The sequence below is a fragment of the Streptomyces sp. NPDC050164 genome (genome assembly GCF_044459945.1).
Classification (GTDB): Bacteria; Actinomycetota; Actinomycetes; order Streptomycetales; family Streptomycetaceae; genus Streptomyces; species Streptomyces coeruleorubidus_A.
On sequence record NZ_JBITJK010000001.1, the window covers coordinates 511,607 to 538,428 of the forward strand.

Below are 26,822 nucleotides of genomic sequence, written 5' to 3' on the forward strand. Positions count from 1 at the left end.
TTTACGGGACACCCCTTAGCGGGAGCTGCCGTCGTAGAGATAGTCCCGTTCGATCTCCCGCAGCTTCTGATAGTCGGCGCGAATCTGCGCCGGGTCCTCGGAGATGAGGAACACGTATCCCGGCTGAGTGGCGACATCGATCGTCCGGGAAAGCGACTGCCCTTCCGCATGCCGCATGACGGTGAAGACGTGCGACGGCAATGCGCGGATGGCGGCCATCGCCTCGTGGGACGGGATGACGCCGTGCTCCCTCGGATTGATGAGATGCACGAAACGATGGTGCTGCAGCAACTGGTACGCGGTGGTGGGCAGCCGGTCGAACTCGTCCGGCTGCGCCACGGACAGAGCGAGGAGCTCCACCTGGTTGGTGCCGAAGCAGCGGTTGTTGATCTCCAGGACCTGGCCACCGCCCATGCGTGCGGCACTCTCGACGAGCACCGGTCCCCTGGAGGTCAGCATGACCTCGGTGTGGGCGGCCGCGTTGTGCACCTCCAGGGCGTCGAGCACCTGGTGGGTGTAGGACTCCAGCTCTTTGGCGACCGGATCGTCAGGTGACAGCGGCTCGTTGTAGTCGTAGATGATGTTGCCGCCGGAGAGCCTGATCTTGAAGTACCGCCAGACCTCGACGGTGTGGTGTCTGCCCTCACGGCTGACGGTATTGACGAAGTACTCGTCCCCTTCCAGGAACTCCTGCGCGAGCACCGTCGTGTTCGGCATTCCATGACGGTCGGTACTGGCCATGATTCTCTGGTGGACAGCGCGAACCTGTTCCGGGGACGAACATGCCACCACGTTGTCCGTGCTGGAGCTGGCGACCGGTTTCAGGATGACCGGATAGCCCACGGTCTCCTCGGCCCACGCGATGATCTCGTCGGCGTCGGTCGAGACCATGCCGGCCGCGTGTGCCAGGCCGGCGTCGCGCAAGGCCAGGGCCATCTCGTACTTGTTGCGGCGGGCAGTCGGCCGGCTCATCCCGTTGCCGGGGGTGCCGAGCTCGGCGGAGAGCTGGTCGGCCAGTTCGACACCCGCCTCCTGGCCGGCGATCACATGGGTGACCCCGTGCTTGCGCAGTACGGACGCCGTGGCCGCCACGTCGCCGAAATGACGGAAATCGTCGAGGAAACCCTCGGGGGCGGATGACAGGAGGACGTCGGGGTTGGGCGACCGGACATGCACGCACTCAATGTCGTACCGGTCCAGTACGGCCGGCAGGAGACTCCCTGTCGAGTAGGCGTCGACAATCGCCACTCGCTTCGTTCGCGTAACCAGGTCTGTTGACATCGTCAGTCACTTCCCTTCTGAGTTGGGCTGGTCTCTAAGAGGTGGAGCCGACGGCGCAGAAGGACATAACCGAACCTCCGCAGTAAAAATGCAACCTACGAAGCAGCCCGCACCCCGCGCGTCCGCGACAAGTTCATCCACCACGACGCACCCGACTGACATCACCCCCGCCCGACTACGCACATCGATTACTCAAGCCGAACCTCATCCGTGCCACCCTCGAAACCTGACGTCCGGTTCCGGCTGCGCCCTCCCCGCCGGACACTGGCCGCTTTCGCGTGCCCGTACCGCGAATTCGCCAATGAATCGACCACCACTGCCGAACACCACACCCCGGGAGGCCGCGGCTTGAAATCCGTACTCATCTTCTCCAAACAGCACTTCGGCAACGTGTCCCTTGCCGCCGAACACGTGCGAGCCCACGGCCTGCGTTCGGTGCTGGTCTCCGAGCTTCCTGACAATCGCCACCGCGACACATGCGACGACCATGTGGTGTTCGACTGGTACAGCGAGGACCTGCCCGCGCTCACGGCCCGGCTCGAACAGCGGGGCATCGCCCCCGTCGCCGTCGTCAACATGCTCGAATCGTTGACACCCTGGCAGATAGCCCTGGCCACGCACTACGACATTCCGGGGGCCGAAGAGGGTCGCCGTGTGCTGCTCAGCAAGGTGCTGGTCCGAGAGCGCATGCAGGCCCTGGGGCTGTCCGGCATCCGCTTCTCCGGCGATCCGGCAACGGTGGACTTCTTCCCCTCCATCGTCAAACCCTCAACGGATTCCGGCGCCTCGTATCTGGTCAGCCGCGTGGACAGCCCGGACGAGCTTCTCGCCTACCGGCGCCGCCTGGCCGAAGCCGGCTTCGCCGACACCGAGTTGATCGTCGAGGAGTATCTGCCCGGTATCGAGTTCTCCGTGGACGGTCCCGTCGTCGACGGCCGTTTCCATCCGATCCTGGCGGTCGAGAAGCCCGAGCACGACCACGTCAGGCACCACGATGCGGGACTCGAGTTCCATCCGCCCGAGCAGGACTGCGTGCGCGAGGGTGTGCGCGTCCTGTGCGAGCAGGTCAACACGCTCTGCGCCGAGCTCCGCCTCGACCAGTTCTGGCTGCACTTCGAGGGCCGGTCCACCGAGGACGGCCGGACGGAGCTCATCGAGATCAATACGCGCCCCGGCGGCGGCATGATCCCCGCGGCGGTCCGCGAGATCAGCGGGATCGACCCGATCGGCGCCTATGTCTCCATGGCACTGGGTGAATTCACGCTGGATGAGCCGATTCCGTTCCGCGACCGGCCGATCGTCGGCTGGATCGACATGGAAGGCGACGAGCTCGGCACGGTCGAGGTCAGCACCACGGAGGACGACCTGCGCGCACTGCCCGGCGTAATCGGCGCGCAGATCACCAACGGCTACCGGATCACCGACTTGGAGCGGGAGAACTTCTTCCTCCGCTTCGCGGTCACCGCCGATTCCGTGAGTCAGTTGCGGGACCGCGTGGAGACCGTCCGGAACAAGGTCGATTACCGCATCACAGCGGATCCGGATGCCCCGCTCGCGCAGCCGGACCGGGGAGTAAGCGAAATCCACAGCGACAGCCGGCAAGAGTCAGCGTGATGCGTCCCCGTCTCTGCGCTTGTCGCGGAGGTGCGCCATGCCGGCGTGCCCGTAGTGTCCCTCCGACGCGGCACACGGATTGTGCGCACGGCACGCGTGGCCGCTCTTATGAACTCCGAACAGGAAAAACCGCCAACGAGGTGGAGGAAAGGAGGGCGAGTGAGCACTGACACGACGAACTGGGCGTACACCGGTCGGCGATACACCATGTATCGCTTCCCGGCGGACGTGGCGCGCGATCTGAAGGCGCTGAACACACCTGACAATTGGCACGCACTGCTGGCGTGGTTCGAGGACCTGGTGTGGATGGCCGGCTGTGTGCTGCTGTGCGTCTACGGCTCGTACTGGTTCTATCCCTTGGCAGTCCTCGTCATCGGTGCCAGGCAGCGCGGTCTGTCCACGATTCTTCATGACTGCGCGCACGGGGTGGGCATATCGAACCGCAAGCTGCAGATGGCCGTCGGTACCGTGCTGACCGCATACCCGATCTTTCAGCAGCATTACGCGTACAAGGTGTCGCACGTATACACGCACCACCCGCGCCTCGGCAGCCCTGACCTCGATCCCGATCTCCGGTTCTTCATCGAGCAGGGGGCCTACGAGAAGGCCCCGGCGCCGACGTACATACGGCGGGTGGTGCTCATGCCGCTGCTCGGCTCGCAGACCTGGGCCTATATCCGCTACCTCATCCGCAATCGCTACAGGGTTCTCACTGGGGCGGCGGAGAAGTCGTCGGCCCCCGCGAATCCTGTGCAACGGCAAAAGCGGATACTCGACGGGCTCGGCTTCTGGGCATTCTGGGCGACAGTCGCGGGAATGTCCTGGTACGGAGACTGGTCCATCGAACTGCTGCTGTTCTGGATCATCCCGTACCTGACCAGCTTTCAGATCCTGGGTTGGTACATCGAGTTGTCGGAGCACACCCCTTTGGTGCGGGACTCCTCGATGGACCTCTACATGACACGCAATCGCAAGAGCCGCCTCTGGGAGCGACTGCTCACCGGGATCCACAACGACCACTACCACCTGGAACACCACCTCGACCCGCGCACGCCCTTCTACAAGCTGCCCCAGGCACGCGAGATACGGATGCGCGACCCGAAGTACGCAGAGGTGGACGCCCAGTTCGGCGGATTGTGGCACCGCGGTCCGCAGGGGCAGCCCAGCGCGATCACCGCGATAGTCCGCTCCATGGTCCGAGACGAGGAGGACAACGGTGTCCCGGCATGAGGTAGCACAGCCCAAAGCATTCCGTGCCCCGGAGACGGCGGCCATCCACGGCGGATACGAATGGCGGCTCGGCATCACACCGCCGGTCGTCACGCCGATCTACCAGACCTCCGCGTACGAACTGCCCAGCACGGCCGACGCGGCCGGGATATTCGACCTGCAACAGGACGGACATGCCTACACACGGCTGAACAACCCCACGTGCGATGTGCTCGAAGAGCGCATGGCCGCGGTGGACGGGGCCGCGGCCGGGCTCGCCGTCGCCTCCGGGCAGGCGGCGATCTCCATCGCGCTGCTCAATCTGTGTCAGGCCGGCGACAACATCGTCAGCTCCAACGAGCTGTACGGCGGTACGTGGAACCTGCTCGCCAACACCTTCAAGCGGTTCGGGATCGAGGCCCGGTTCGTCAGTCCCTCCGATCCGAAGAACTTCGCCGCCGCCACGGACGAACGCACCCGCTGCTACTTCGGCGAGACCCTGCCCAACCCGCGGCTGAGCGTCTTCCCCATCGAGGCCGTCGCCGAACTGGGCGAGCAGGCGGGCGTGCCGCTGGTCCTCGACAACACGATGGTCCCGTACGTGTGCCGGCCCATACGACACGGCGCCCACATCCTGGTCTACTCCGCCACCAAGTACATCGGGGGCCACGGATCGACCCTCGGCGGGCTCGTCCTCGATTCCGGCCGCTTCGACTGGGAGGCGCACGCGGGCCGTCACCCGCTGCTCACGGAGCCGGACGCGGCACATGGCGGGGTGGTGTGGACGCGTACCGGAAAGGAGCTGGACAGTCCGCTCGGCCGGAGCAGCTATCTGCTCAAGGCCCGCGAGACCCTCCTGCGTGACCTGGGTCCCTGTCTCAGCCCCTTCAACGCCTGGCTGTTGCTCCAGGGCCTGGAGACCCTCCACCTGCGTATGCGCGCCCACGGCGAGAACGCGACCGCGGTGGCCGACTTCCTCAAGACCCACCCCAAGGTCGGGGCGGTGCGCCATCCCAGCCTCGCCACCGGCGAGGAAGCCGAGCTCGCCGCACGCTACTTCGGGGAGAACGGCGGGCCCCTCGTGCAGTTCGAGGTGACCGGCGGACGCGAAGCCGGCTGCAGGTTCATCGAGTCACTCCAGCTGATCTCGCACGTGACCAACGTCGGTGACGTGCGCTCACTGGCCACCCACCCGGCCTCCACCACGCACGCCCAGCTTCCCGAGCAGGAGCAGCTGGCTGCCGGGGTCACCCAGGGGTCCATACGGCTGGCCGTCGGCATCGAGCACATCGACGATCTGCTGGCCGACCTCAGCCAGGCGTTGGACGGCTCATGACCCGTCCGCTCGTCGCTCTCGCATGCTCGACCGAAACATGGGACGAGGTGCGTCATGACGCGGTACGTCACGCATACGTCGCCGCGCTGGAGGAGGTGGCCGAGTGCACCGTCTCCCTCATCCCGGGGGCCGGCCACACCTTCGCCGCCCAGCTGGACCGCTTCGACGGCCTGGTGTTCGGCGGCCATGAGACGAACGTCGCCCCGGAACGCTACGCGGCGCCGGACGGGCCCGGTCCGTTCGATCCCGATCGCGACGCGCTCGCGCTCGCGGTGATCCCGGCGGCCATCGAGGCAGGTCTCCCTCTCCTCGGCATCTGCCGAGGGCTGCAGGAGCTGAACGTCGCCTACGGCGGCACCCTCCGCGTCCTGGACCCACCGGCTCATCGCGAAGACCTTTCACTCCCGCGGGACCAGCAGTACCTGCCCGCACACGAGATACGGATCAGCCCGGGCGGAACGCTGTACGAGCTGACCGGCCGCATCGGTTCGGCACGGGTGAACTCCCTCCACGGCCAGGCCGTCGACCGTCTGGGGCGGGGGCTTCGGCTCGAGGCCGAAGCCCCCGACGGCGTAGTCGAAGCGGTGTCCGTCGCCGATGGCCAGGCCTTCGGGCTCGCGGTGCAGTGGCATCCCGAGTGGTACGCCACCACGGACTGGTTGTCCAGGAAGATCTTCCGCGCTTTCGGTGACGCTGCCCGGAAACACGCGGCGGGCCGCTGACTTCTGGAGGACAAGAACTTGAACGCGTTTCCCGTCATTGAAGACCACAGGGCTGCCACCTCCGGCCTTCCCGCGTCTCTCAGCCGTCACCTGAAGATCGCCACTCTCTTTACTCCGGAACATCCGCTCGTTCTGGAGTCGGGCCGTTCGCTCTCCCATGTGCAGGTCGCCTACGAGGAGTACGGGACCCCTGCACGCCACCACGACAACACGGTGTTCGTCTGCCATGCCCTCACCGGGGACTCGCACCCGGCCCGGCATGACCCGGACGACCTGCCCGGGTGGTGGGACGTGATGGTCGGTCCGGGCCGTCCGATCGACACCGACACCTTCCACGTCGTGAGCGCCAACGTCCTGGGCGGCTGCGCGGGAACGACGGGCCCGCTGTCTCCGGGGGAGACCGGCCGCCCGCTGGGCCCCGACTTTCCCGAGGTCACGGTCTCGGACATGGTCACCGTGCACCGGGCGCTCCTCGCTCATCTCGGCATCGATCGCCTGCACTCGGTGGTCGGCGGCTCGATGGGCGGCATGCAGGCGTTGGAGTGGCTCCTGCGCCACCCCGGTGACGCGGGGCGATTTGTTCTCATCGGCACGGCGGCCTGTCTCACCACCGACGGCCTGGCGGCCCACGCGGTCGGCAGAGCGGCGATCCGCTCCGACCCGCGTTTCGACGGCGGTCGTTACGTGGACGACCTCATCGAGGCGGGGCCACGGGACGGCCTGGGTGTCGCGCGGATGGTCGCCCATCTCACCTACATGTCTCCCGAATCGCTGGAGACCAAGTTCGGGCGAGCCGTCCAGCCCGGCCGCGAACCCACCGGTCCGGCCCACGGCCGCTATGCCATCGAGCGCTATCTCGAACACCAGGCTCGCAAGTTCGTGAACCGCTTCGATGCCAACAGCTATCTCCATCTGACGACCGCGATGGACCGGTTCAACGCCTTCGACCGGCCGCACGCCCTCACACCGGACGACGACCCGGCAGTCCACGTGTTCAGCTTTGCTTCGGACCGGCTCTTCGGGCACGGAGTCACCAGTGAGCTCCTGGCGCAGTTGACAGCCACCGGACTGACGACGGTCACCCACCACCGGGACGGCACCTCGCCCGCCGGCCACGACGCATTTCTGCTCAACGTCCCCGGATACCTGCGCGAGATGAGCACCCTTTTCGCGCCGTCGGTCGTGTGACGCCGTCGCCCAAAGCAATTCGATCCATCATCCGCAACGTCTGTAGGGACATGCCTTGATTGACAACGCGCCGACAGTAGTGGACGCACAGGGCGGGGACTTGAGGAGTCTCCCTGACCGGGAGTATCTGGACCTGGGAACCTGCGTGAACCGCTACGGCCCTCCTCCTGCCGTGGAAGCCGCCTTGCGTTCCATCAAGCCGGAACATCTCCTCGCGCACCCCTACGGCTGTGAGGAGAGCTTCACCGAAGCCTATGCGGATTTCATGGGAGCGTCGCCGGACCGGTTGATACCCGGACGTGGGATCACCGAGTTCATCCGCGTCCTCGCACAGCTCCTTCCGACGGAGCAGGTCGCCGTCATCACGCCTGACTACACCGACACCATTCGTTGGTTCCCCACGCATCTCGACCCCCCGTCGGGAACCGTGGAAACGCCCCAGTCACGCCTGGACCGCGTCGACTCGGCGATGCGCACCCACCCGTACGTCATGCTGTCCAACCCGAACAATCCACTGGGTTTTTACCTGCACCGAGACGACCTGGTGGACATCTGCCGCGCCAACCCGGACTCGGTTCTCATCGTCGACGAGGCGTACATCGAGTTCCTGCCCGAGCACGCCGAACTCTCGATGACGCAGAGCGGCCTGTCGAACGTGGTGGTGCTGCGCTCTCCGAACAAGTTCTTCGGCATCGCCGGCACGCGTACCGGGGCGCTGTGGACGTTGAACTCCGACATCTTCCGAAGGGTGGCCGAGCGCAAGCTCAACTGGACGCTCTCCCACGTCGACACCGTGCTGGCGACGGCCGCTCTGGCCGAAACCCAGTGGGCCGAGCGCACCCGGTCCGCTCTGCTGAGGAACGCCGTCGGCCTGGAGGAGATCATCGGCGACCGGTTCCCCGGCCTGGTGCGCGGTGTCCCCGTCCACTACCGCTTCATCGCCACCGACGACCCCGTCGAAGGTCACCGTTTCTTCCTCGACCACGGTGTGGCCGTGCGGGCCCTCGACGGGAGGCAGCCGGGGCGGGTCTCCGGCCTGCGCGTGACGGCACCCACCGCCGCGGAGCTGGCGAACCTCAAGGACTCACTGACCCAGCTGGAGCATGTGTGACCGGGCCGAGGCCCGGTGCTTCCCCGACGAGGTCGTGCGGCTGATTCACGGCTCCGAACCCGACAGGCGGTCCCCGGTGAGAGGGGGCCGCCTTCGTCGGTCAGCGGTCAGGACCGTCTCGGGTCGCGTGTACGTGGAGACGCGAGAGAGCCGGGGGCATTGCCGCCCCCGGCTCTCCCGGAACTGTGCTCGGGCCTCATCCCACGGTCGGCCTGCGCTCGTCGATCAGCGTGGCGATGTCCGCAACGCGTGAACCGCCGACCAGGTCGGCCATCTCCACGTTGACCGAGGTCTCTTCGAGGATGCGGAACTGCAGGGCGACTGCCTGCAGCGAGCCGGCGCCGAGCTCGCGCAGCGTCCGCATGTCGACATCTTCGGACTCGGGCAGCTGCAGGACCTCCCGGACCATGGTCCGCAGCCCCGGCAGCGTGCTCATTTTCTGCACTTCGGCAACTCCTTCATGGATTCGCAACGACCTGATCTGTCGGTAAAGCTGTTCAGTCACGCAGAGTCGGCGCGCAGCAGGATGCACACCCGCAGCCCCGAGACACTGGATGCCAGCAGATAGAGCCCGCCCGCCCGGATGGTGCCGGCAGAGGACCGGTCGACGAGGTTGATCAGCGGGTCCGCGGCAAAGCAGTGTCCGACCCTGGCGATGTTCGACGTGTCCAACTGGGATGGAACAAAACCGGCCTGCACTTCCTTCATCGTCACGATGGGGAGAAAGATGTTGTTGTGCAGCAGGCCGTCGATCGCCTTGATGCCGATACCGGCCTCGGCGAAGAGTCGCTGGTTGGCGATTCTCGTCAGATCGGCGCTGATCTCGTTGCCTCGGCCGAGCGCGGCCGGATCCTGAGCGGACGCGTCGGCGACCCATTCGTAGGATTCCGGAGCGCCGTCCGACCGTCGCGTGACCAGGCAACTGGCCGCACCGTCGCTGAACAGTGCGAAGTCGGAGAGCCGCTCGGATTCGGCGGCCACCCGGTCCGCTGTGATCACCAGCACGGTCCGATGGCGGCCCGCGGCAACCATCGTGGCGGCGGTTTGCAGCCCGGTGAGCATGGTCGCGCACCGGTTCAGCGTGATCCCGGTAACCGGAACAGCCCCGAGCTCCAGCCCACGAAGGACCGACCCGATCAGCTCACCGTGCGCCGCGATGTCGGCGGGAAACGCGGTGGAGCACAGCACGAGCGCGTCGACTTCGCTCGGTTCGACGCCTGCCGCGCGCAAGGTGCGGCGGCCGGTTCGTACGGCGAGAGCGGCCGTGTCGAGTGCCGTACGGTGAACCGCACCCCACCCCCACAGCCGGGCGTCGGGCATCATCTGCCGCTGGTCGACGAAATCGGCGAATCCCTCGATCTCGGTGTGGTCGCTCGAGGTCTCGCCGAGCACGTAGCTGGGCGCACGCAGAACCACACCGGTGGTTTCGTCCGGTTTCATGTCACCCCAGTCGCCGGCGCAGGAAGTCGGCGATCACGTCGAACGCGTCCCTGGCGGTGTCCAGCACGGACGCCAGGGCCAGAAAACCGTGCGGCAGGCTCGTGTACGGGTGGTACTCCACCGGCACACCCGCGCGCTTGAGCGCGTCCGCGTAGGCTTCGCCCTCGTCGTACAGCGGGCAGTACTCGGCCGTCATCATCAGCGCCGCGGGAAGACCACTGTGGTCGGCCGCGTTGAGCGGCGATGCGTAAGGGGATTCCCCGTCGGCGGGATCGGCGAGGTAACGGTCCCAGAACCAGGCGGACGAATAAGCGTTGAAGAACATCGGATCGGTGTTCTCGCGCATGGACTTCGTGTCCGCGCCGCTGCTGCGGGTGGGCGGGTAGACAAGCACCTGGGCGGAGATCGACGGTCCGTCGTCGTCCCGGGCCACCAGGGCGAGTGCCGCAGCCAGGTTGCCGCCGGAACTGTCGCCCGCGAGGCCGATGCGCCCGCCGTCGGCGCCGAGTTCGGCCGCATGCTCCGCCACCCATTTCACGGCGGCGTAGCAGTCGTCGATGGCTGCCGGGAACGGGTGCTCGGGTGCCAGCCGGTAGCCCACGGAGACGATCACGCAGGGAACCTTGGCGGACAGCGTGCGGCAGATCGCGTCCGATGTGTCCAGGGAGCCGACGACCCAACCACCGCCGAAGAAATACACCAGCACGGGAAGCGGGCCGTCGCTCTGCGGGCGGTACACCCTGAGCGTCAGTTGGCCGGCCGGACCAGGGATGTCCAGATCGAAAACCTCTTCAGGTTGTTTGATCCAGTCCCAGTTCGTGGCTTCGGTTTCCGCGTCCGCTTTCCGGGCCTGGTCCACCGACATCGTGTAAAGCGGAGTGAAACCGGTTGCGACACGATAGTCCCTGACTCCCGCAACGGTTGGATGAAGCGGCATTCAAACTCTCCCAGTTCTTCGGTACCAACGCTGCACGGCATTCCATTTGGAGAAACCTCCGGACCAGCATCCAGAGTGGCATGGCCGGGGGCGGCGCCGGGGTAAGCGAGATGCTTAGTCACAGGAGAGGGAAGTCAACGCGATGTGTCCCCGTGAATGAACTTGTCGCGGACGCACCTGACGTCGGCGCGGTCGTAGCGTCCTTTTTGACGCGGCAGACGGGGTGCGTAATTCTCATCTCCGATGAGCCGACAGAGCTTCGTGCTGACGTGGAGGGGGAATCCCCGCTCTCGGCGAGTTCGTCGGGTGGAAACGCAAGATAAGGAGCCACGTTGTCCAACAATGTCGTACCCACCAGTCAACGGTCCTCGGCGGTCGCGTGGAGCGCCGAGGCCGCAGCGATCGCCCCCGGTGGACAGCCGGCCGCGGCGCTCCACCTGCGCACCGAGTCAGTCGCGTGAACACCGCGGCGTCGGACCGGTCGAGCGTCGACAAGCCGCGATTCCGTGAAACCCTGCGCGGCCTGCCCCGCCGGGTCTGGGTCATCAGTCTGGGAAGCCTGATCCTCCAGGTCGGCAACTTCCTGCCCGTGTTCATCGTGCTCTACCTGACCCAGCGCGGCCATTCCGCCGGGGCCGCGGGGCTGGTGCTGGGCGCGTCCGGTCTGGGCAGTGTGCTCGGCCACGTCATCGGTGGCTACCTCACCGACACCATCGGCCGGCGATCGGCCATCCTGCTGTCCGTCGTGACCACTTCCGGCCTGACAGCGCTCGTGCCGTTCGTCGAACCGCTGCCGGTCATCATCATCGTGGTCGGTCTCATCGGCGTGATGTCGCAGATCCACCGGCCGGCCATGGCCGCGGTTCTGGTCGACTCCGTGGCGCCCGAGCAACGGCTCGCCGCCTTCGGGGTGCTCCGGTTCGCGCAGAACATCGGCGCCGCCCTGGGCGGTGTCCTCGGCGGCGTCCTGGCCAGCCACTCCTATGTGGAGCTGTTCCTCCTGGAGGCCGCGGCGCTCCTGCTGTTCGGCGTGATCGTGGCGGTGCTGCTGCGGGACGGGACCCGGCCGCGGTCCGACGAGGACGAGGCCGACCCGCAGGAGGACCGGACGGTGGGGTACCGCCAGGCCCTCACCGACCGCACCCTGGTGCGGTTCCTGCTGATGACCGTGTTCGGGATGTTCGTCTACATCCAGACCACCGTCGGCCTGCCCCTGCACGTCAACGACACGGGTCTGGACGAGCGGGACTTCGGTCTCCTCATGGGGCTCAACGGTCTGCTGGTGGTGCTGCTGGAGCTGCCCCTCATCAGCGTGGTCTCCCGGTTCCGGCCGGAGTACGTACTGGCCGCCGGCAACCTGTTCACCTGTGTCGGTCTCACGCTGACGGGGTTCGCGACCAGCATGGGCATGCTGGCGGTGACGGTGATGATCTGGACGTTCGGCGAGATGGTGTACTCCTCCATCGTCCAGGCCCACCTGGTGAATCTGACTCCGCCGGGGATGGTCGGGCGTTATCAGGGGCTGTACGGCGCCGCATACACGGCCGGCACGGGCGCCGGACCGGTCATCGGCGGTGCCGTGTACGCGTACGCCCCTTGGGTGCTGTGGACCATGACCGGCGTGCTGGGGCTGCTGAGCGTCCAGCTCAGTCTGCGGCTGCGCCCCTCGGCCCTCGCGGCTAAGGAAGCGAGTCCCTCGGCTGAAGAAGCGAGTCCCTCGGCGAAGGAAGCGAGTTCCTCGGCCGAGGAAGCGACTTCCTGACCCGCTTCCGGCCGCATGAAGCCGGCACATCCGCGCGAATCCACGACGTCACGTTGCGTCGTTTCCGTCTCCCCCATGGTCCGAAATGAACAAGGAGAGAGCTAGTGAGTGACTTCGAAGGACTCGTTGCGATCGTCACCGGCGGTGCGCAGGGAATCGGTCTGGCCACGGCGAAACTGCTGCGCAGCAGGGGCGCCGAGGTTGCCGTACTCGACCTCAAGCCGGACGGGCTCCCGGACGACATCATGGGCATCCAGGCCGACGTCGGCGACGACGCCCAGGTCAGGTCCGCCGTGGACGCCGTGGTCGAGCGGTTCGGCCGGCTGGACGTGGTGGTGAACAACGCCGGTATCCCCGCGGTCGGGGACGTCGCCGCGAACAGCGACGACGAGTGGCTGAACGTACTGAACGTCAACGTGGTCGGGATGGTCAGGGTCGCCCGGCACGCGTTGCCTCATCTGCGGCGCTCGCCCGCCGCGGCCATCGTCAACACGTGCTCGATCGTGGCGTGGGCCGGCCACCAGATGCGGGCGCTGTATTCGACCAGCAAGGGCGCGGTGTACTCACTGACGCTGGCCATGGCGGCGGACCACGCCCGCGAGGGCATCCGGGTCAACTGCGTCGCCCCCGGCACGACGGACACCCCGTGGGTCGAGAAGCAGCTCCAGGGAACGGCCGATCCGGCGGCCGCGCGGGAAGCGATGAACGCGTTCCTGACGCCGGGTCGTCTGGTGACCGCCGACGAGGTGGCCGGCGCGATCGCCTACCTGGCGAGCCCGTTGTCGAGCGCTTCCGTGGGCATGATGCTCGCCGTGGACGGGGGCCAGCACAGCCTGCGGCTGCGGCCGCAGGACCAGCAGCACCTCATCGGCCGCTGACCGCGTTCCGCTGAGGAGACCGACTGTCCCCATCGAGGCCGAGCAGGTGATCGACCACCTGCTCGGCCTCGATGCTGTTCCCGCCGGCAAGGACGCACCGCGTTGACTTTCCCCGCTGCGACTGCGCATCTCGCTTAGCCGAACCGAGTCCTGCCCGTGCCACTCTTGACTTCAGGATTTCGGAAAGGGAAAGAGGGGAGCCACGGAATATGCCACGCGACCACGCACTGACCGAGAGGTATCTGGAGAAGATAGGACGCGTCCTGGGTCCGGTGTACGACAGCGAGTTCACTCGCATTTTCACCACAGGGTCGTACGCACCCCGGCCGATGTTCCTCTCCGCGGAAGAGGTCCAGCAACTGACCCGGGACCTGGACGTGCTGCGTGGTGCGCTCTATCGCCTCCCGCATCTTCTGTTCGACGGCGATATCGCCGCGTTCGCCAGGGCGAACGGCATGGAAAAGGCGCAGATTCGCGCCATCGAGCGCTCCTCCGCCGCCGTACCCAGCACTCTGACCGGCATGGGACGAGCGGATCTCTACACCGACGAATCGGGCTTCCGCCTCATGGAATTCAACATGGGCAGCACGATCGGATGGGACAGCGGAGACATCTGCCGCGGAATCCTGGCGGACCCCGAGTTCAGCCGATTCGCCGCGGAGGAAGGACTCCAGTACGTCGACACCGCGACGGAGCAGGTCCGCACGATCCGGCACGAGACGGGACTGGCACCCGACGCCCGCCCGGTCATCGCGCTCGCCGAATGGCCCTCGAACTTCCCGGAGATGGGGGCGTACCTGAGCGCTCTCGTGAACCTGTGGAGAGAGCACGGCCTGGAGGCGTATCAGTGCCACATCGGGCAGCTCGAGAGGCGGGACGGCAGGCTGTGGCTGGAGGACCGCCCGATCGACATCGTCTACCGTCAATTCATGATCGAGGACCTGCTCGACGACAATGCCGACGCATTGCTGGAGCCCTTGCTCGGAGCGCTCGAGGACGGTGAGGTACACATGTTCACCTCACTGGAGTCGGAACTGTACGGCAGCAAGGCGTCCTTGGCGATGCTCTCCGACCGCACGCACCGGCACCTGTTCTCGGACGAGGAGCTGGATGTCATCGACCGCCTGCTTCCCTGGACTTCCTCGGTGACATCCGGACGTGTGATTCTGGAGGACGGTACCGAAGGTTCGCTGATGGACCATGCAGTGGCCCATCAGCAGGAACTCATCCTCAAGCCCGCTCTGCTGCACGGCGGGCAGGGTGTGGTTCCAGGCTGGTCGTCGAAAGTCACCCCGGAGGAATGGCGCCGGCTGCTGCTCGAAGCCATGGACGGCCCTTACGTGCTGCAGAAGAGAATCCACGCCATTCCCGAGCTCTTTCCGGATCCGGACGGGGGTGTCCGGCCCTGGATCGTCACCTGGGGAGTGATCATGATGGCCTCCGGATACGGGGGACTGATGAACCGTTGTGCCCCTGCCGACGGGGACATCGAGGTGCTCAACCTCTTCCTCGGCGCGCTCATCGGGTCTGGATTCCATGTCGGCCCGAGTCCGCGTACCTGACTCTCCGACGGTTTTCCCGGAATTCCCCGATGGATGCCCGGCATAGGCGGTGCGCCCGGCCCGGTAAGCGACACGCGCAGTCGCGGGCGATCGCGGTAACCGCCATGCGTCCCGGCGGATGAACTTGTCGCGGACGCTCATCACATCGGGGCGCCCGTAGCGTCCTTTCAGCGCGGCAGACCGACCTCCGAAAGGAGGCCGCCACATGGCCACACCGCAGATCCAGACCCGTCCGGAGCGTGAGGACGAACCGGAGGTCACGGCGCCCAGGCCGGCGGCGCTCGCCCTCACGCCCGAGGCGAAGAACAGTGCGAGCCGGTCGCCGAGCCGGCCATCTGAGTGAGGATCACGATGAGTTTCTCCCAAGTGTTCGATCCCGGCGTCCTGGCCCTGCCGCTGTTCGACGACGCACACCGCACCCTCGCCGACGAGATCGGGCAGTGGTGCGCAGACCGGGCCGAGGCATGGGCGAACCTGGACACCTCCGATCCGGCCGCCACCGGCCGGGCCCTGCTCGCCGAACTGGGGCGGTCGGGCTGGCTGCGCCACCTCGACCCCGAACAGCCCGACTCCGACGTCCGGTCCCTGTGCCTCAGGCGCCAGGCCCTGGCGTACCACGAGGACCTGGCCGACTTCAGCTACTCGATCCAGGAGCTCACCGCCGCCGCGATCACCCGCCACGGCACCGACCGGCAGCGCCGCCGCCACCTGCCCGGCCTGGCCGCCGGGACCAGCGCGGGGGCGCTGGCCCTCTCCGAGCCCGGCGCGGGCTCCGACCTGGCCGCCGTGGTGCTCGAAGCGACCCCCGACGGGGACGGATTCGTCCTCAACGGAACCAAGACCTGGATCGCGCAGGGCGACATCGCCGACGTGTGTGTCGTCCTGGCCCGCACCGGAGACGGACCTGGCCCGCTGGGCCTGACCGCCTTCCTCGTCGATTGCGGCGCCCCCGGCTTCAAAGCCGAGCCCATCGGTGCGATCGCGCCCCGCTCGTGGGCCGAACTGACGTTCACGGACGTTCGCGTGGGTTCCGATGCCGTGCTCGGCGAACGCGGCCAGGGCCTCGTGGTCGCTCTCGACGTACTCGAACGCGCTCGTGCGACCGTGGCCGCCGCCGCGATCGGCTTCGCCAGGCGCGGCTTCCGGCTCGCACTCGATCACGCCCGTACCCGCAAGGCCTACGGAGGCCGGCTCGCAGACCTCCAACTCGTCAGGTCCTCGCTCGCGGGCATGGACGTCAAACTCTCGGCCGCCTCACTGCTGACCGCCCGCGCCGCCTGGGCGATGGACGCCGGCCTCGACCACGCCAAGCACTCCTCGACCGCCAAGCTCTACGCCACCGAGGCCGCCGGCGAGATCGTCGACAGCGCCGTCCAGATCTTCGGCGCCGCCGGGCTCGTCTCCGGCAGCGCGATGGAGCGGCTCTACCGCCAGATCCGTTCCCTGCGCATCTATGAGGGATCGTCCGAAGTGATCGAGATGACGATCGCTGACGCCCTGTGAGAGACCACGCCCCTCCCTCCATGCTCGACAAGGGAAGACACCCATGACGCCCCCTCACCTGTGGCTGCGCGCCGAGACCCACCCCGGTGAGCAACGCACCCCACTGACCCCTGCCGATACCGCCACGCTCGTCAAGCAGGGCGCGCAGGTGACCGTCGAGCACTCCTTTGCTCGCTGCTACCCGATCGCCGACTACCTCGACGCCGGCGCCCGGCCCGTCCCCGCCCACTCCTGGACCGACGCGCCCGCCGACGCCCACGTCCTCGGACTCAAGGCCCTCCCCGAGGACACCACCCCTGTCGGCGGCCGCCACCTGTACTTCGCGCACGCCTACAAAGGGCAGCAAGGTGCTCGGGAACTCCTGGCCCGCTTCGCGACCGGGGGCGGCGAGATCCTCGACCTGGAATACCTCACCGACGCCCGCGAACGACGCCTCGCCGCCTTCGGCCACTGGGCCGGCTACGTCGGCGCCGCGCTGGCGGTCCGGCACTGGACCGGCGACCTCGACCGCCCACTGCGACCGACCACCAAGGACGTGCTCGACACCTTCCTCGGCCCGCTGACGCGGCTGCCGCGCGTGCTCGTCATCGGTGCCCGTGGACGCTGTGGCCGCGGCGCCCGCGCCGCTCTCGAACGCGCCGGCATCGAGGCGACCCTGTGGGACCTGGCCGAGACCGCCGACCTCGACCGTGAGGCGATTGCCGACCACGACATCCTCGTCAACGCCGTCCAGCTCACCGAACCCGGCGAGCCCTTCCTCGCCCCCGAGCACCTGCGAGCCGACAGCCGCCTCTCGCTCATCGTCGACGTCACCTGCGACGTCGGCGGCCCCACTCATCTGCTGCCGGTCTACGACCGCCTCACCAGCTGGGACGAGCCGGTCCGTGCCGTCGCCGACGGGCTCGCGGTCATCGCCATCGACAACCTTCCCTCCCTGCTGCCGCGCGAAGCCAGCGACGACTTCTCCGCACAACTGGCCCCGCATCTGCCGCAGTTGCCCGACGGCGACTGCTGGGAACGCAGCCGCCGAGCCTTTCACACGGCCCTGAGTGAGACGGATCTCCATGATGTCTGACCTTCCCGTCCGACCCACCGGGACCGTCCACTGGGTCGGCACCGGTCTGTCGACCGGCCGCACCGGACTCGACCTTCTCGGCGAAGAAGCCGACGTCGTCCTGTGGGGCCGCACGCGTGAACGAGCCCACGCCCGCCTTGAGACGCTCGCCCCACAAGCCCCCGTGCAGGCACGCGGTCTTGACCGCGACGACCTCGCCACCGCGCTGCGGCCCGGGGACGTTCTCGTCTCCATGCTCCCGGCCGGCCACCACCCCGACCTGCTGCGCATCGCCATCGACGCCGGCGCCCACTTCGCCTGCACCAGCTACACCTCACCCGAGATCGAGGAACTGTCGAAACAGGCGACGGCGCAGCGCCTGGTGGTCCTCACCGAAGCCGGACTCGACCCCGGCATCGACCACCTCATGACTCATCTGCTCATCGCCCGGGCGCGCGATGCGGTCGGTGACCGCGCCGATCGCGTCTCGCTGACCTCCTACTGCGGGGGTATCCCCGCCGAACCGAACGAGTTCCGCTACCAGTTCAGCTGGGCCCCGCTGGGAGTGCTGACCGCCCTCACCGCCCCTGCCCGGTACGTGCGTGACGGCCGGGTGCGCGAAGTCGAGCGGCCCTGGGAGGACACCGAGGAGCTCGTGCTCGACAGTGAGGTCTTCGAGGTCTATCCCAACCGCGACAGCGTCGGCTTCATCGACCAGTACGGCTTCCCCGAAGGCTGGTGCACCGACGCCTTCGTCCGCGGCACTCTGCGTCCACAGGGGTGGAGGGCGGCGTGGAAGAGCGTGTTCGACACCGTCGCCGCCGGCGATCGCGTCCGCCTCGCCGCCCTCGCCGACGAACTGGCCGAGCGGTATCCGACCACCGACACCGACCGCGACCGTGTCGTCCTCACCGTCGGCCTGGAGGTCGAACGCGACGGCCGGCACTGGTCCGGCCGCTACCGGCTCGATGTGACCGGCGACGACACCGACACCGCGATGGCCCGCTGCGTCTCGACCACCGCCGCCTCCGGCGTCGAACGCGTCCTTGCCGCGGCCTTGCCGCCCGGCCTGCATCGGGCCACCGCCGACACCGAGGAGGCGAGCCACTGGCTCGACCGGCTCGCCCGAGCCGGCCTGCCCTGCACTCTCCAGTCAACCGACCAGGAACGACAGCACTGATCCCGGCCTGCGACCAGACACCGATGGCCCGCCAACGCCACATGCAGCAAGCGTCGTGAACCGGGCTCAACAGCCTGCACCTCCACAGGAAGGACTTGATGTGGGACCTGTACCGAAGCCAATGAGGACGTCCACTTCCGAGCAGCCCAGTCACCTCCGGCTCGTCGGCATCGGCGCGGGCCCGGCCAACCTGAGTCTGGCCGCACTGCTGCACGGCGATCCGGAGCAGCCGAACCTTTTCCTCGACCGGAAGCCCCACTTCACCTGGCACGACGACCAGCTCATCACCGGCGCGACCCTCCAGGTGTCGATCTTCAAGGACCTGGTGAGCCTGTCCGACCCGACCAACCGGTTCTCGTTCCTGTCCTATCTGCACGAGCACGGCCGGATGTACCACTTCCTCAACGCCCAGTTCTCCGAGGTGCCGCGCACCGAGTTCCGCAACTACCTGGGCTGGGCGGCCGAGACCAACGAGAACGTGGTCTTCTCCGAGACCGTCGAACGGGTCGACTTCGACGGAGTCTTCCGCGTCACCACCGATCGTCGCCAGGTCACCGCCGACAACATCGCCGTGGGCGTCGGCACCGTTCCGTGGGTGCCCGAGTTCGCTGTCCCGCACCTGGGCGCGGGCCACTTCCACGTCAGCCAGTATCTGAGCCAGGCGAAGGAACTGGCGGGCAAGCGGGTCGCCGTGGTCGGCGGTGGCCAGTCCGGGGCCGAGGCGTTCCTGGACCTGATCTCGCGGCCCGAATCCGAGCGGCCGGCCTGGGTCTCGTGGGTCTCCAGGCGCCGCAACTACTTCCCGATCGACGACTCGACCTTCACCAACGACTTCTACATGCCGGGGTACTCCGACTACTTCTACCGGCTGTCCGAGTCCAAGCGTGCCGAACTCAACTCGGCCCACCTGCTGAGTTCGGACGGGATCTCCGAGTCGACCCTCCGGGCGATCTACCAGCAGCTGTACCGGCTCCAGTTCATCGAGCGCGACGAGCACCGATTCGGGCTCCTGCCCAACCGGACCGTCGTGTCCGCCGACCGCACGGGCAGCGGGGACTTCGAGGTGACGCTGCGTCACAACGACGAGTCCGGCCAGAGCGAGTGTCTCCCGGTCGACGCGGTGGTGTGGGCGACCGGCTTCCGCGCCGCTCCCAAGTCCTTCCTGGAGCCCCTGATGGACCGCATCGAGACCGAGAACGGTGAGGTCCGTGTCGACGAGGACTTCGCGATCACCTGGGACGGCCCGCCGGACCGGAAGATCTTCGTGCAGAACGCGGTGCGCGGCCAGCGAGGACTGCCCGACGTGAACCTGAGTCTGAACGCGTGGCGGGCCCAGCGCATCGCCAACCGCCTGCGGGGCTGCAGCGCTCCCGAACCGGCGATGTCCTTCATCGACTGGTCGGCCAAGAACGGACGGGGCACTCAGTGGACACGGTAGACCTCGCCATCGTCGGCGGTGGGGTCATCGGCGCGCTCGTCGCCCGCGAAGCGGTCGCGGCTTTCCCCGACGTGACCATCGCCGTCCTGGAGCGCGGCCTGATCGGCCAGGGCGCCTCCAGCCGCTCGGCCGGCGTCCATTTCCCGCGCGGCGCGACCGCACGGGTCAGGTCCATGAGCGAGCACTCCCAGCGCGTCTGGGAAGGCCTGGCCGCCGAACTCGACCTGCCGATCCGTGAAGTGGACGCGACGGTCGTCACGTCCGGTGACGCCGACGCGCTCTCCACCACCTACCCACGACTCGGTGACGAGACCGCCCCGGCCGACCCGGCCCGCGGCTGGGCGGCTCCGCCGGGCGCCCGTGCGTGGACCCTGCCCGGGTGCCACTACGCCGACGTCCAAGGAGTCGCCGGCCGCGTGCTGGCCGGCGTCCGCGACCGCGTGACGGTGCTGGAGGGAACCGAGGTCACGGAACTCTCCTCCGACGGCGCCTACCACCGCCTCACCCTCGGCCAGGGCCGCGAACTGCTCGCCCGGCGGGTTGTCCTGGCACCCGGTCCGTGGCTCGCGCACCCCGCTTGGGCCGACCTGGTCGCCCCGCTCGGCCTGCGCGTCAAGAAGGTCGTCGCCACCCATGTCGAATCGTCTCCCGCACCCGACGATCCGCTCACGATCTTCGACGACGAGGACGCCTTCCTCCTGCCGCTCCACGGGCGCGGCCACTTCCTGTTCAGCTACACGAGCGATCGCTGGGACGTCGCCCCCGACGACACCGGACTCGTCCTGGAGCCCTCCGACCTCGACGATGCCCGAGCCGTCCTGGGCCGCTTCGCGCCCGGCCTGGTGGCCCGGTGCGACTCGGGCCGGGTCTTCTGCGACGCCTACAGCCCGAGCCGCGAACCCGTCGTCACCGAACTGAGGCCCGGCCTGGTCTTCGCCGGAGCCGCGAACGGCTCGGGCTACCGCCTGGCACCCGCCATCGCCGCCGAGACCGTCGCCGCCCTGGAGCTCACCCCGACCCGAACCCTCTCCCAGCCACGACAGAGGCAGTCATGATCCTCAACTATTACAGCGAATCCGAACTGTCCGAAGCCTTCGGCATCGACATGTCCTCGGTCGAGGGCCTGGGTGTGGGTGCCGGCTGGGGCCGTGTCGCCCCCGGCGTCACCTCTGCCGGCCACCAGCACGACGAGACCGAGTTCTTCGTCATCGTCGCCGGTACGGGCGAGCTGAGCATCGACGGTCGCACCCATCCGGCCCGGCCCGGCACCGTGGTCCTGTTCGAGCCGTTCGAGTCGCACACCATCACCAACACCGACGAGACGGACCTGGTCTTCTTCACCCAGTACTGGCGCGACTCGGCCCGCGCTCGCGCCTCGGCGCTGTCGCGTACCCGTCCGAACCACACCGACCGGCCCCAGTTCGTCTTCTCCACGCCTCCGACCCCCAACGGTGACCTTCATCTCGGTCACCTCTCCGGCCCCTACCTCGGTGCCGACGTCTACGTCCGCTACCAGCGCCTCAACGGCAACCGGGCCTGGCACCTGACCGGCAGTGACGACTTCCAGAGCTACGTCGAGGCCGTTGCCGCTCGCGAGAACTCCACTCCCGCCGAGGTCGCCGCCCACTACTCGGCAGAGATCGCCGCGACTCTCAAGGCGATGGACATCGAGGTCGACCAGTACTACGTCACCAGCGTGGACGAGGGCTACCCCGAAGGCCTCCAGCGCTACTTCACGCGCCTGGTCGATTCCGGACGCGTCAGCCCCAAGGCGACGCCTGCCCTGTCCGACGCCGAGACAGGCGAGTACCTCTACGAGGTCAACGTCGGCGGCACCTGCCCCAGCTGTTCCCACGGCACCGGTGGCAACATCTGCGAAGAATGCGGCGAGCCCAACCGCGTCGCCGACCTTGTCGATCCGGCCTCTCGCATCAGCAGCACCGCACCGAAGCACGCCGAAGTCGAGCGCTACACGCTGCCGCTGCACGAGTTCGCCGACGCCGTCGCCGACCACCACCGGCTCGGCCGGGTCCCGGCCCGCCTGCGCGAACTGGCCCGGCGAGTCTTTGCCCGTGACACGCTCGACCTGCCGGTCTCCCATCCTTCCGACTGGGGAGTGCGGCCCGCCGAGGACGACCTGGACGGCCAGGTCATCTGGGTCTGGCCGGAGATGAGCCACGGCTTCCTCCACGGCATCGAACGGCTCGGCGCCGAGCTGGGGGAGCGCTGGTCGAAGGAAGTGCCTTCCCCCGACTGGAAGATCGTGCACTTCTTCGGCTACGACAACAGCTTCTACCACTCGATTCTCTACCCGGTCCTGTACCGGCTGGCCTTCCCCGAGTGGAACCCCGACATCGACTACCACGTCAACGAGTTCTATCTGCTCGAAGGCCAGAAGTTCTCCACCAGCAGGCGGCACGCGATCTGGGGCAAGGAGATTCTGACTCCCGACACCGTCGACGCCGTCCGCTACTACCTCTCCCGCACCCGCCCCGAGGGCGAGCGCACCGATTTCCGCCGCGCCGAGTTCGACCGCGCCCGTGCCGGCACGCTCGTCGGCCAGTGGGAGGAGTGGCTCGGCGACCTGGGCGACCGTATCGACCGTCACTTCGGCGGCGTCGTCCCTGACGCAGGCACCTGGACCAGCGAGCACACCGCCTTCCTGGCCCGCCTGTCGCTACGGCTCGACGAGATCACCGCCGCCCTCAATCCCGAAGGGTTCTCGCTGCGGTCCGCCGCGACCGTACTCGACGGCATCGTCACCGATGTGCGTGCCTTCTCCCGTCAGCAGTCCGCCTTGGCCCAGGACGACCGATGGAGCTCCGAGGCCCGCACCGCCATCGCCCTCGAACTGGCCGCGGCCCGCCTCCTCGCCACCGCCTCGGCTCCCTTGATGCCGCGCTTCTCGGCGAAACTGGCCGCCGCCCTCGGCATCCCGGCGATCGAGACCTGGCCCGACACGGCCGACCTGGTCGAGGCCGGCAGCCGCTGCGCCCTCTCGGGCACCCGCTTCTTCAGCACCGGCGAGCAGCGATGACCGAATCGATCATCAACCGCATCATCGCCGCCAGGCCCGACCACGACGGTGCCATCACCGTCACCGGCCTCGGCCACCGCACCACCATGCCGCTGGCCGAGTTCCACGACCGGGCCAAGGCCGTCGCCTGTGCCCTGCGCCGCCGGGGCATCGGCGCGGGAGACCGCATCGGCATCCTCTCGGCCAACCGTCTCGAATGGGTGCTGCTCGACCTCGCCGCCCTCATGATCAAGGCACAGACCGCCGGTTTTGAACCCGGCAAGTTCAGGGTCGGCGCAGAACTGATCGAGCGCTACGAACTCGACGTTCTCTACACCGACGCTCCGCTGTCCGACGATGCCCCGTCCCGAGCGATGCCGATCTCGACCATCGCCGGCGATGCGGAGGAAGCCACCGCGGCTCTCGACCCCGTCGAATGGGGCGCCACGGAATGCACCACCGTCAAGTTCACCTCCGGCTCCACCGGAGCCCCCAAGGGACTTGAAGCCACCGTCGGCAGTATCGACTCCTCGCTGCACGCTGTTCAAAGCCTGTTCGACCATCGTCCGGGCGACGACATTCTTACCTTTCTGCCCCTCTCGCTTCTCCAACAGCGCTACTGGCTCTATTCGGCGCTGTATTGGGGGCACGACATCACCATCACGACCTACCAGTCCGTCTTCGCCGTGATGCCGGCCGTCCGCCCCACCGTCGTCATGGGTGTCCCCGCCTTCTTCGACACCGCCAAGCGGCACCTCGAAAGCAGTCTCGCCGACGGCGTCGAACCCGCCAAGACTGCCGCCGAACTCTTCGGTGACCGCATTCGCTACCTGTGGACGGGCTCGGCTCCCGCCGACCCGACAACGCTCAGGTTCTACGACGAAGCCGGGCTTCCCCTCTACGAGGGCTATGGCCTCAACGAAACCTGTATCACCACCAAGAACCACCCCGGCGCTCATCGTGAAGGCAGCGTGGGCCGGCCTCTCCCCGGCAAGGAGATCGTCATCGACGACGAAGGCGTGGTCTGCGTCCGCAGCGACCACCCGGTCAACACCGCCTACACATACGCTGCTCCGGGGGACAGCGAACGAATGTTCCGACCGGGCGGCATCGTCCGTACCGGGGACCTCGGCCGCGTTGACGAAGACGGATTCCTGTACATCCTCGGACGCGCCGACGACGTCATCGTCCTCGACAACGCCAAGAAGATCATCGTCAGGCCCGTCGAGACTCGTTTCCGTGACACCGGTGCGGTGGCCGAATGCGTCCTCTACTGCCCCAGCCCAGCCGGACTGGTCGCCGTCGTCTCTCCCCACCCCGGCCCGGTCGACACCACCGCGATCGCCCAGGCACTCGCCTCGGTCAACGCCGCGTCCGAACCGGATGAACGCATCTGCCGCGTCGTCGTCGCCGACGAACCGTTCACCGTCGACAACGGGCTCCTCACCTCTCAGTTCAAACCGATCCGCAAGCGCATCGCCGACCGTTACCGCGACCGCATCGACGACCCGAAGGCAGGTATCCATGCCCACTGACCTCGACACCCTGGCCCGCGAACAGCTCTCCCAGGTGCTGCGCGACCACCCCGACCCCGTGGCCCTCGACCCCGACGAGGACCTCGTCCAGACCTATGGGATCACCTCCCTCAACAAGGTCCTGTTCCTGACCTCCCTGTGCAAGGCGGCCGAAGTCGGTCTCGACAAGTTCACCGAGGACGACCTCGCTCGCATGCGCACCCTCGGTGACGTCGTTGACGCCCTGCGGCCCCACGCCCCCCTGAAGGGATGAGTTTCTTGAGCCACACCGCCTGGAGCCAGAGCGCTTCCACGCTCCTTGAGAACGAGCACGTCGAACTCCATCCCATCTCGGAGAGCGACCGCGAACCGCTGCGCAAAATCGCATTCGATCAGCGCATCTGGACGTACTTCGTCTCCCGGGTCGAGAGCGACACCGACTTCGACACGTTCTTCGACGCCATGCTCGCCGACCAGAGCAGCGGCAAGCGCGCGGTCTACATCATCGTCGACAAGAGCACCGGTCAGACCGCTGGAAGCAGCAGCTACGGCAACCTCGCCGAAGCGGACCGGCGCCTTGAGATCGGATGGTCATGGCTCGGTGTCGACTTCCAGGGAAAGGGCGTCAACCGGTGGGCCAAATACCTGCTTCTCAAGCATGCGTTCGAAGTCATGGGCGCTGAACGTGTCGAGTTCAAGACCGACGTCCTCAACGCTCAGGCCCGGGCCGGCCTGCGCAACATCGGTGCGTACGAAGAAGGCGTCATGCGCAGTTTCAACCCCATGCCCGAGGGCAGGAGGCGCGACGCGATCTACTATTCGGTGCTCCGTGCCGAATGGCCCTCGGTCCGGGACCAGCTCGGCCGGCTCGGCAAGGCCGTCAACCCGTGCGCATGAACAGCGTGCCGCTCCTTGAGTTGTCCGGCCCGCCGCGCGACCGCGGGATCACACACGGACGCGCGCTGGCCGGACGGCTCCGCGGCTTTCTCGACGACTCGCTCGCCCGCCTCGGTCACCTCGCCGACCGGCCGGTGGACCTCGACGCGCTGCGACCGGGCATCGCCGCCCACCGTGATGTCGTCGCCGCGGCCTTGCCGGACCTCGCCGAGGAGGTCGACGGCCTCGCCGCCGGCGTCGGAGTCGACCGCGACGCGGCCTGGCTGCTGCAACTGCGGCGCGAGCTTATGGGGTACAGCCGTGTCACCGCCGGGGACTGCACCACCTATGCCTCGGTCCGGGGCCGGCCGGTGCTGGCACAGACAGTCGACCTGAACGGGAACCTCGACGACCAGGTCGCCGTCCTCGCGGTCTCCGGACCGCGCCACCGCTCCCTGGTGCTCAGCTTCGCCGGACTCCTGGGCTACCTCGGGGTCAACGACGCCGGAATCGCCATCGGCCTCAATCTCGTTCTCGGCGGTGAATGGGAGCCGGGAGTGCCGCCGTACCTGGCGATCCGGCACGTTCTGGACAGTGCCGACAGTGTCGACCAGGCCGTCGAGATACTGTGCGAACTCCCGTTGGCCAGCTCGCGATCATTCATGATCTGCGGCGAGGAACGGGCCGTGTGCGTCGAATCTCTGGGTTCGCAGCGAAGCATTCTCGAAGGTGCCGACCTGGCGCACACCAACCACTTCCTGGACCCGGATTTCGCCGAAAGAGACGAGATCAACATCTTCGCCAAGAACTCATCAAGGCGACGTCTGGAGGCAGTTCGAGAGGCCGGCATCCCGGATGCCGGCGACACCGCGAGCCATCACCGGCTCCTGTCGACGCCACCGATCCTCGTGCCGGACAACGGCGACATCCGACGCGAGCGGACCGTCGCGGCAGTGATACTCCGCCCGGATCTGGGTGAGATTCGGCTTTGGCCGGGTGATCCGTCCACTGCCGAGGAGCAAGTTCACTCTTTGCAGCAATGGTCGGCATCCGGTTCGCATCGGTAATCGGAGTGCGTAGTCGCGGGGCGGGAAAGTCAGTCCGGTGCGTCCTTCGGAATGCGTTTGTCGCGGATGTGGGTGATGAGGGTGGGCTCGTAGTTTCCCTTCGTATGGGTGGTTGATTCGGACTGGAGGGAGTT

Annotated in this window: 24 protein-coding genes; 20 read left to right on the forward strand and 4 right to left on the reverse strand. The window is 67.5% G+C overall.

Translation table 11 applies throughout. The features are described 5' to 3' along the window. Nucleotides 1–15 precede the first annotated feature (15 nt). Nucleotides 16–1,248 (reverse strand): ATP-grasp domain-containing protein, encoded by a 1,233-nt coding sequence (locus ACIBNA_RS02430; protein WP_399163410.1) that lies wholly within the window; start codon nt 1,246–1,248, stop codon nt 16–18. A gap of 423 nt (nt 1,249–1,671) precedes the next feature. Between ACIBNA_RS02430 and ACIBNA_RS02435 the strand changes: the two genes are divergently transcribed. The 6 genes from ACIBNA_RS02435 (at nt 1,672) to ACIBNA_RS02460 (ending at nt 8,461) form a co-directional block, all read left to right on the forward strand. Beyond that, nucleotides 1,672–2,895, forward strand: a complete 1,224-nt coding sequence (locus tag ACIBNA_RS02435; RefSeq protein WP_399163411.1) for an acetyl-CoA carboxylase biotin carboxylase subunit family protein — start codon at nt 1,672–1,674, stop codon at nt 2,893–2,895. Nucleotides 2,896–3,054: 159 nt separating this feature from the next. Further along, nucleotides 3,055–4,125 (forward strand): fatty acid desaturase family protein, encoded by a 1,071-nt coding sequence (locus ACIBNA_RS02440; RefSeq protein WP_399163412.1) that lies wholly within the window; start codon nt 3,055–3,057, stop codon nt 4,123–4,125. Next, nucleotides 4,112–5,440, forward strand: a complete 1,329-nt coding sequence (locus tag ACIBNA_RS02445) for an O-acetylhomoserine aminocarboxypropyltransferase/cysteine synthase family protein (RefSeq protein ID WP_399163413.1) — start codon at nt 4,112–4,114, stop codon at nt 5,438–5,440. The genes ACIBNA_RS02440 and ACIBNA_RS02445 overlap by 14 nt, the downstream gene beginning before the upstream one ends. Then, entirely contained in the window at nt 5,437–6,162 is a 726-nt protein-coding gene (locus tag ACIBNA_RS02450; protein ID WP_399163414.1) for a gamma-glutamyl-gamma-aminobutyrate hydrolase family protein, read from the forward strand. Before ACIBNA_RS02445 ends, ACIBNA_RS02450 begins: the two co-directional genes overlap by 4 nt. A gap of 18 nt (nt 6,163–6,180) precedes the next feature. Next, a complete protein-coding gene (locus ACIBNA_RS02455; protein WP_399163415.1) occupies nt 6,181–7,350 on the forward strand; it encodes a homoserine O-acetyltransferase in 1,170 nt (389 codons plus the stop codon). A 79-nt stretch (nt 7,351–7,429) separates the two neighbouring features. After that, nucleotides 7,430–8,461 carry an aminotransferase class I/II-fold pyridoxal phosphate-dependent enzyme gene (locus tag ACIBNA_RS02460; RefSeq protein WP_399163498.1) on the forward strand — a complete coding sequence of 344 codons (1,032 nt, stop codon included), beginning with the start codon at nt 7,430–7,432 and terminating at the stop codon, nt 8,459–8,461. 196 nt (nt 8,462–8,657) lie between these two features. Here ACIBNA_RS02460 and ACIBNA_RS02465 read toward each other — a convergent pair whose 3' ends face one another. The 3 genes from ACIBNA_RS02465 to ACIBNA_RS02475 all read right to left on the reverse strand — a co-directional run bounded on the left by ACIBNA_RS02465 (nt 8,658) and on the right by ACIBNA_RS02475 (nt 10,838). Further along, a complete protein-coding gene (locus ACIBNA_RS02465) occupies nt 8,658–8,897 on the reverse strand; it encodes an acyl carrier protein (protein WP_399163499.1) in 240 nt (79 codons plus the stop codon). A 65-nt stretch (nt 8,898–8,962) separates the two neighbouring features. Beyond that, entirely contained in the window at nt 8,963–9,901 is a 939-nt protein-coding gene (locus ACIBNA_RS02470; RefSeq protein ID WP_399163416.1) for a 3-oxoacyl-ACP synthase, read from the reverse strand. 1 nt (nt 9,902) lies between these two features. Beyond that, nucleotides 9,903–10,838: an alpha/beta hydrolase gene (locus tag ACIBNA_RS02475; RefSeq protein WP_399163417.1), complete on the reverse strand. Its 936-nt coding sequence runs from the start codon at nt 10,836–10,838 to the stop codon at nt 9,903–9,905. A gap of 457 nt (nt 10,839–11,295) precedes the next feature. On the opposite strand from ACIBNA_RS02475, the gene ACIBNA_RS02480 reads away from it, so the two are divergent. The 14 genes from ACIBNA_RS02480 (at nt 11,296) to ACIBNA_RS02545 (ending at nt 26,688) form a co-directional block, all read left to right on the forward strand. Then, the gene (locus ACIBNA_RS02480; RefSeq protein ID WP_399163418.1) at nt 11,296–12,600 is read left to right on the forward strand and encodes an MFS transporter; all 1,305 of its coding nucleotides are present in this window, start codon (nt 11,296–11,298) and stop codon (nt 12,598–12,600) included. A gap of 104 nt (nt 12,601–12,704) precedes the next feature. Then, nucleotides 12,705–13,478, forward strand: coding sequence for an SDR family NAD(P)-dependent oxidoreductase (locus tag ACIBNA_RS02485; RefSeq protein WP_399163419.1), 774 nt, complete (start codon nt 12,705–12,707; stop codon nt 13,476–13,478). 209 nt (nt 13,479–13,687) lie between these two features. Then, nucleotides 13,688–15,040, forward strand: a complete 1,353-nt coding sequence (locus ACIBNA_RS02490) for a hypothetical protein (protein WP_399163420.1) — start codon at nt 13,688–13,690, stop codon at nt 15,038–15,040. A 205-nt stretch (nt 15,041–15,245) separates the two neighbouring features. Beyond that, nucleotides 15,246–15,383, forward strand: a complete 138-nt coding sequence (locus ACIBNA_RS02495; RefSeq protein WP_399163421.1) for a hypothetical protein — start codon at nt 15,246–15,248, stop codon at nt 15,381–15,383. An 8-nt stretch (nt 15,384–15,391) separates the two neighbouring features. Beyond that, the gene (locus tag ACIBNA_RS02500) at nt 15,392–16,543 is read left to right on the forward strand and encodes an acyl-CoA dehydrogenase family protein (protein WP_399163422.1); all 1,152 of its coding nucleotides are present in this window, start codon (nt 15,392–15,394) and stop codon (nt 16,541–16,543) included. 43 nt (nt 16,544–16,586) lie between these two features. Next, nucleotides 16,587–17,618 (forward strand): saccharopine dehydrogenase, encoded by a 1,032-nt coding sequence (locus ACIBNA_RS02505; protein ID WP_399163423.1) that lies wholly within the window; start codon nt 16,587–16,589, stop codon nt 17,616–17,618. Further along, a complete protein-coding gene (locus ACIBNA_RS02510; RefSeq protein WP_399163424.1) occupies nt 17,611–18,777 on the forward strand; it encodes a saccharopine dehydrogenase family protein in 1,167 nt (388 codons plus the stop codon). The genes ACIBNA_RS02505 and ACIBNA_RS02510 overlap by 8 nt, the downstream gene beginning before the upstream one ends. Before the next feature lie 121 nt (nt 18,778–18,898). Next, complete coding sequence (locus ACIBNA_RS02515) at nt 18,899–20,215, forward strand: lysine N(6)-hydroxylase/L-ornithine N(5)-oxygenase family protein (RefSeq protein ID WP_399163425.1); 1,317 nt, start codon at nt 18,899–18,901, stop codon at nt 20,213–20,215. Continuing rightward, nucleotides 20,203–21,270 (forward strand): NAD(P)/FAD-dependent oxidoreductase, encoded by a 1,068-nt coding sequence (locus ACIBNA_RS02520; protein ID WP_399163426.1) that lies wholly within the window; start codon nt 20,203–20,205, stop codon nt 21,268–21,270. Before ACIBNA_RS02515 ends, ACIBNA_RS02520 begins: the two co-directional genes overlap by 13 nt. Continuing rightward, the gene (locus ACIBNA_RS02525; protein WP_399163427.1) at nt 21,267–23,252 is read left to right on the forward strand and encodes a class I tRNA ligase family protein; all 1,986 of its coding nucleotides are present in this window, start codon (nt 21,267–21,269) and stop codon (nt 23,250–23,252) included. Before ACIBNA_RS02520 ends, ACIBNA_RS02525 begins: the two co-directional genes overlap by 4 nt. Next, a complete protein-coding gene (locus tag ACIBNA_RS02530) occupies nt 23,249–24,766 on the forward strand; it encodes an AMP-binding protein (protein WP_399163428.1) in 1,518 nt (505 codons plus the stop codon). Before ACIBNA_RS02525 ends, ACIBNA_RS02530 begins: the two co-directional genes overlap by 4 nt. After that, nucleotides 24,756–25,019, forward strand: coding sequence for a phosphopantetheine-binding protein (locus ACIBNA_RS02535; RefSeq protein ID WP_274819131.1), 264 nt, complete (start codon nt 24,756–24,758; stop codon nt 25,017–25,019). The genes ACIBNA_RS02530 and ACIBNA_RS02535 overlap by 11 nt, the downstream gene beginning before the upstream one ends. Beyond that, on the forward strand, nt 25,016–25,642 hold the full coding sequence (locus ACIBNA_RS02540) for a GNAT family N-acetyltransferase (RefSeq protein ID WP_399163429.1): 627 nt from the start codon (nt 25,016–25,018) through the stop codon (nt 25,640–25,642). Before ACIBNA_RS02535 ends, ACIBNA_RS02540 begins: the two co-directional genes overlap by 4 nt. Further along, nucleotides 25,639–26,688 carry a C45 family autoproteolytic acyltransferase/hydolase gene (locus tag ACIBNA_RS02545; RefSeq protein ID WP_399163430.1) on the forward strand — a complete coding sequence of 350 codons (1,050 nt, stop codon included), beginning with the start codon at nt 25,639–25,641 and terminating at the stop codon, nt 26,686–26,688. The genes ACIBNA_RS02540 and ACIBNA_RS02545 overlap by 4 nt, the downstream gene beginning before the upstream one ends. The last annotated feature ends 134 nt before the right edge of the window (nt 26,689–26,822 follow it).

Bases quoted from the DNA above. Each gene is read 5' to 3' on its own strand.
- ACIBNA_RS02450 (WP_399163414.1), top strand. From the start codon at position 5,437: ATGACCCGTCCGCTCGTCGCTCTCGCATGCTCGACCGAAACATGGGAC.
- ACIBNA_RS02465 (WP_399163499.1), bottom strand. From the start codon at position 8,897: ATGAGCACGCTGCCGGGGCTGCGGACCATGGTCCGGGAGGTCCTGCAG.
- ACIBNA_RS02470 (WP_399163416.1), bottom strand. From the start codon at position 9,901: ATGAAACCGGACGAAACCACCGGTGTGGTTCTGCGTGCGCCCAGCTAC.
- ACIBNA_RS02475 (WP_399163417.1), bottom strand. From the start codon at position 10,838: ATGCCGCTTCATCCAACCGTTGCGGGAGTCAGGGACTATCGTGTCGCA.
- ACIBNA_RS02490 (WP_399163420.1), top strand. From the start codon at position 13,688: ATGCCACGCGACCACGCACTGACCGAGAGGTATCTGGAGAAGATAGGA.
- ACIBNA_RS02495 (WP_399163421.1), top strand. From the start codon at position 15,246: ATGGCCACACCGCAGATCCAGACCCGTCCGGAGCGTGAGGACGAACCG.
- ACIBNA_RS02500 (WP_399163422.1), top strand. From the start codon at position 15,392: ATGAGTTTCTCCCAAGTGTTCGATCCCGGCGTCCTGGCCCTGCCGCTG.
- ACIBNA_RS02505 (WP_399163423.1), top strand. From the start codon at position 16,587: ATGACGCCCCCTCACCTGTGGCTGCGCGCCGAGACCCACCCCGGTGAG.
- ACIBNA_RS02510 (WP_399163424.1), top strand. From the start codon at position 17,611: ATGTCTGACCTTCCCGTCCGACCCACCGGGACCGTCCACTGGGTCGGC.
- ACIBNA_RS02515 (WP_399163425.1), top strand. From the start codon at position 18,899: ATGAGGACGTCCACTTCCGAGCAGCCCAGTCACCTCCGGCTCGTCGGC.
- ACIBNA_RS02525 (WP_399163427.1), top strand. From the start codon at position 21,267: ATGATCCTCAACTATTACAGCGAATCCGAACTGTCCGAAGCCTTCGGC.
- ACIBNA_RS02530 (WP_399163428.1), top strand. From the start codon at position 23,249: ATGACCGAATCGATCATCAACCGCATCATCGCCGCCAGGCCCGACCAC.
- ACIBNA_RS02535 (WP_274819131.1), top strand. From the start codon at position 24,756: ATGCCCACTGACCTCGACACCCTGGCCCGCGAACAGCTCTCCCAGGTG.
- ACIBNA_RS02540 (WP_399163429.1), top strand. From the start codon at position 25,016: ATGAGTTTCTTGAGCCACACCGCCTGGAGCCAGAGCGCTTCCACGCTC.
- ACIBNA_RS02545 (WP_399163430.1), top strand. From the start codon at position 25,639: ATGAACAGCGTGCCGCTCCTTGAGTTGTCCGGCCCGCCGCGCGACCGC.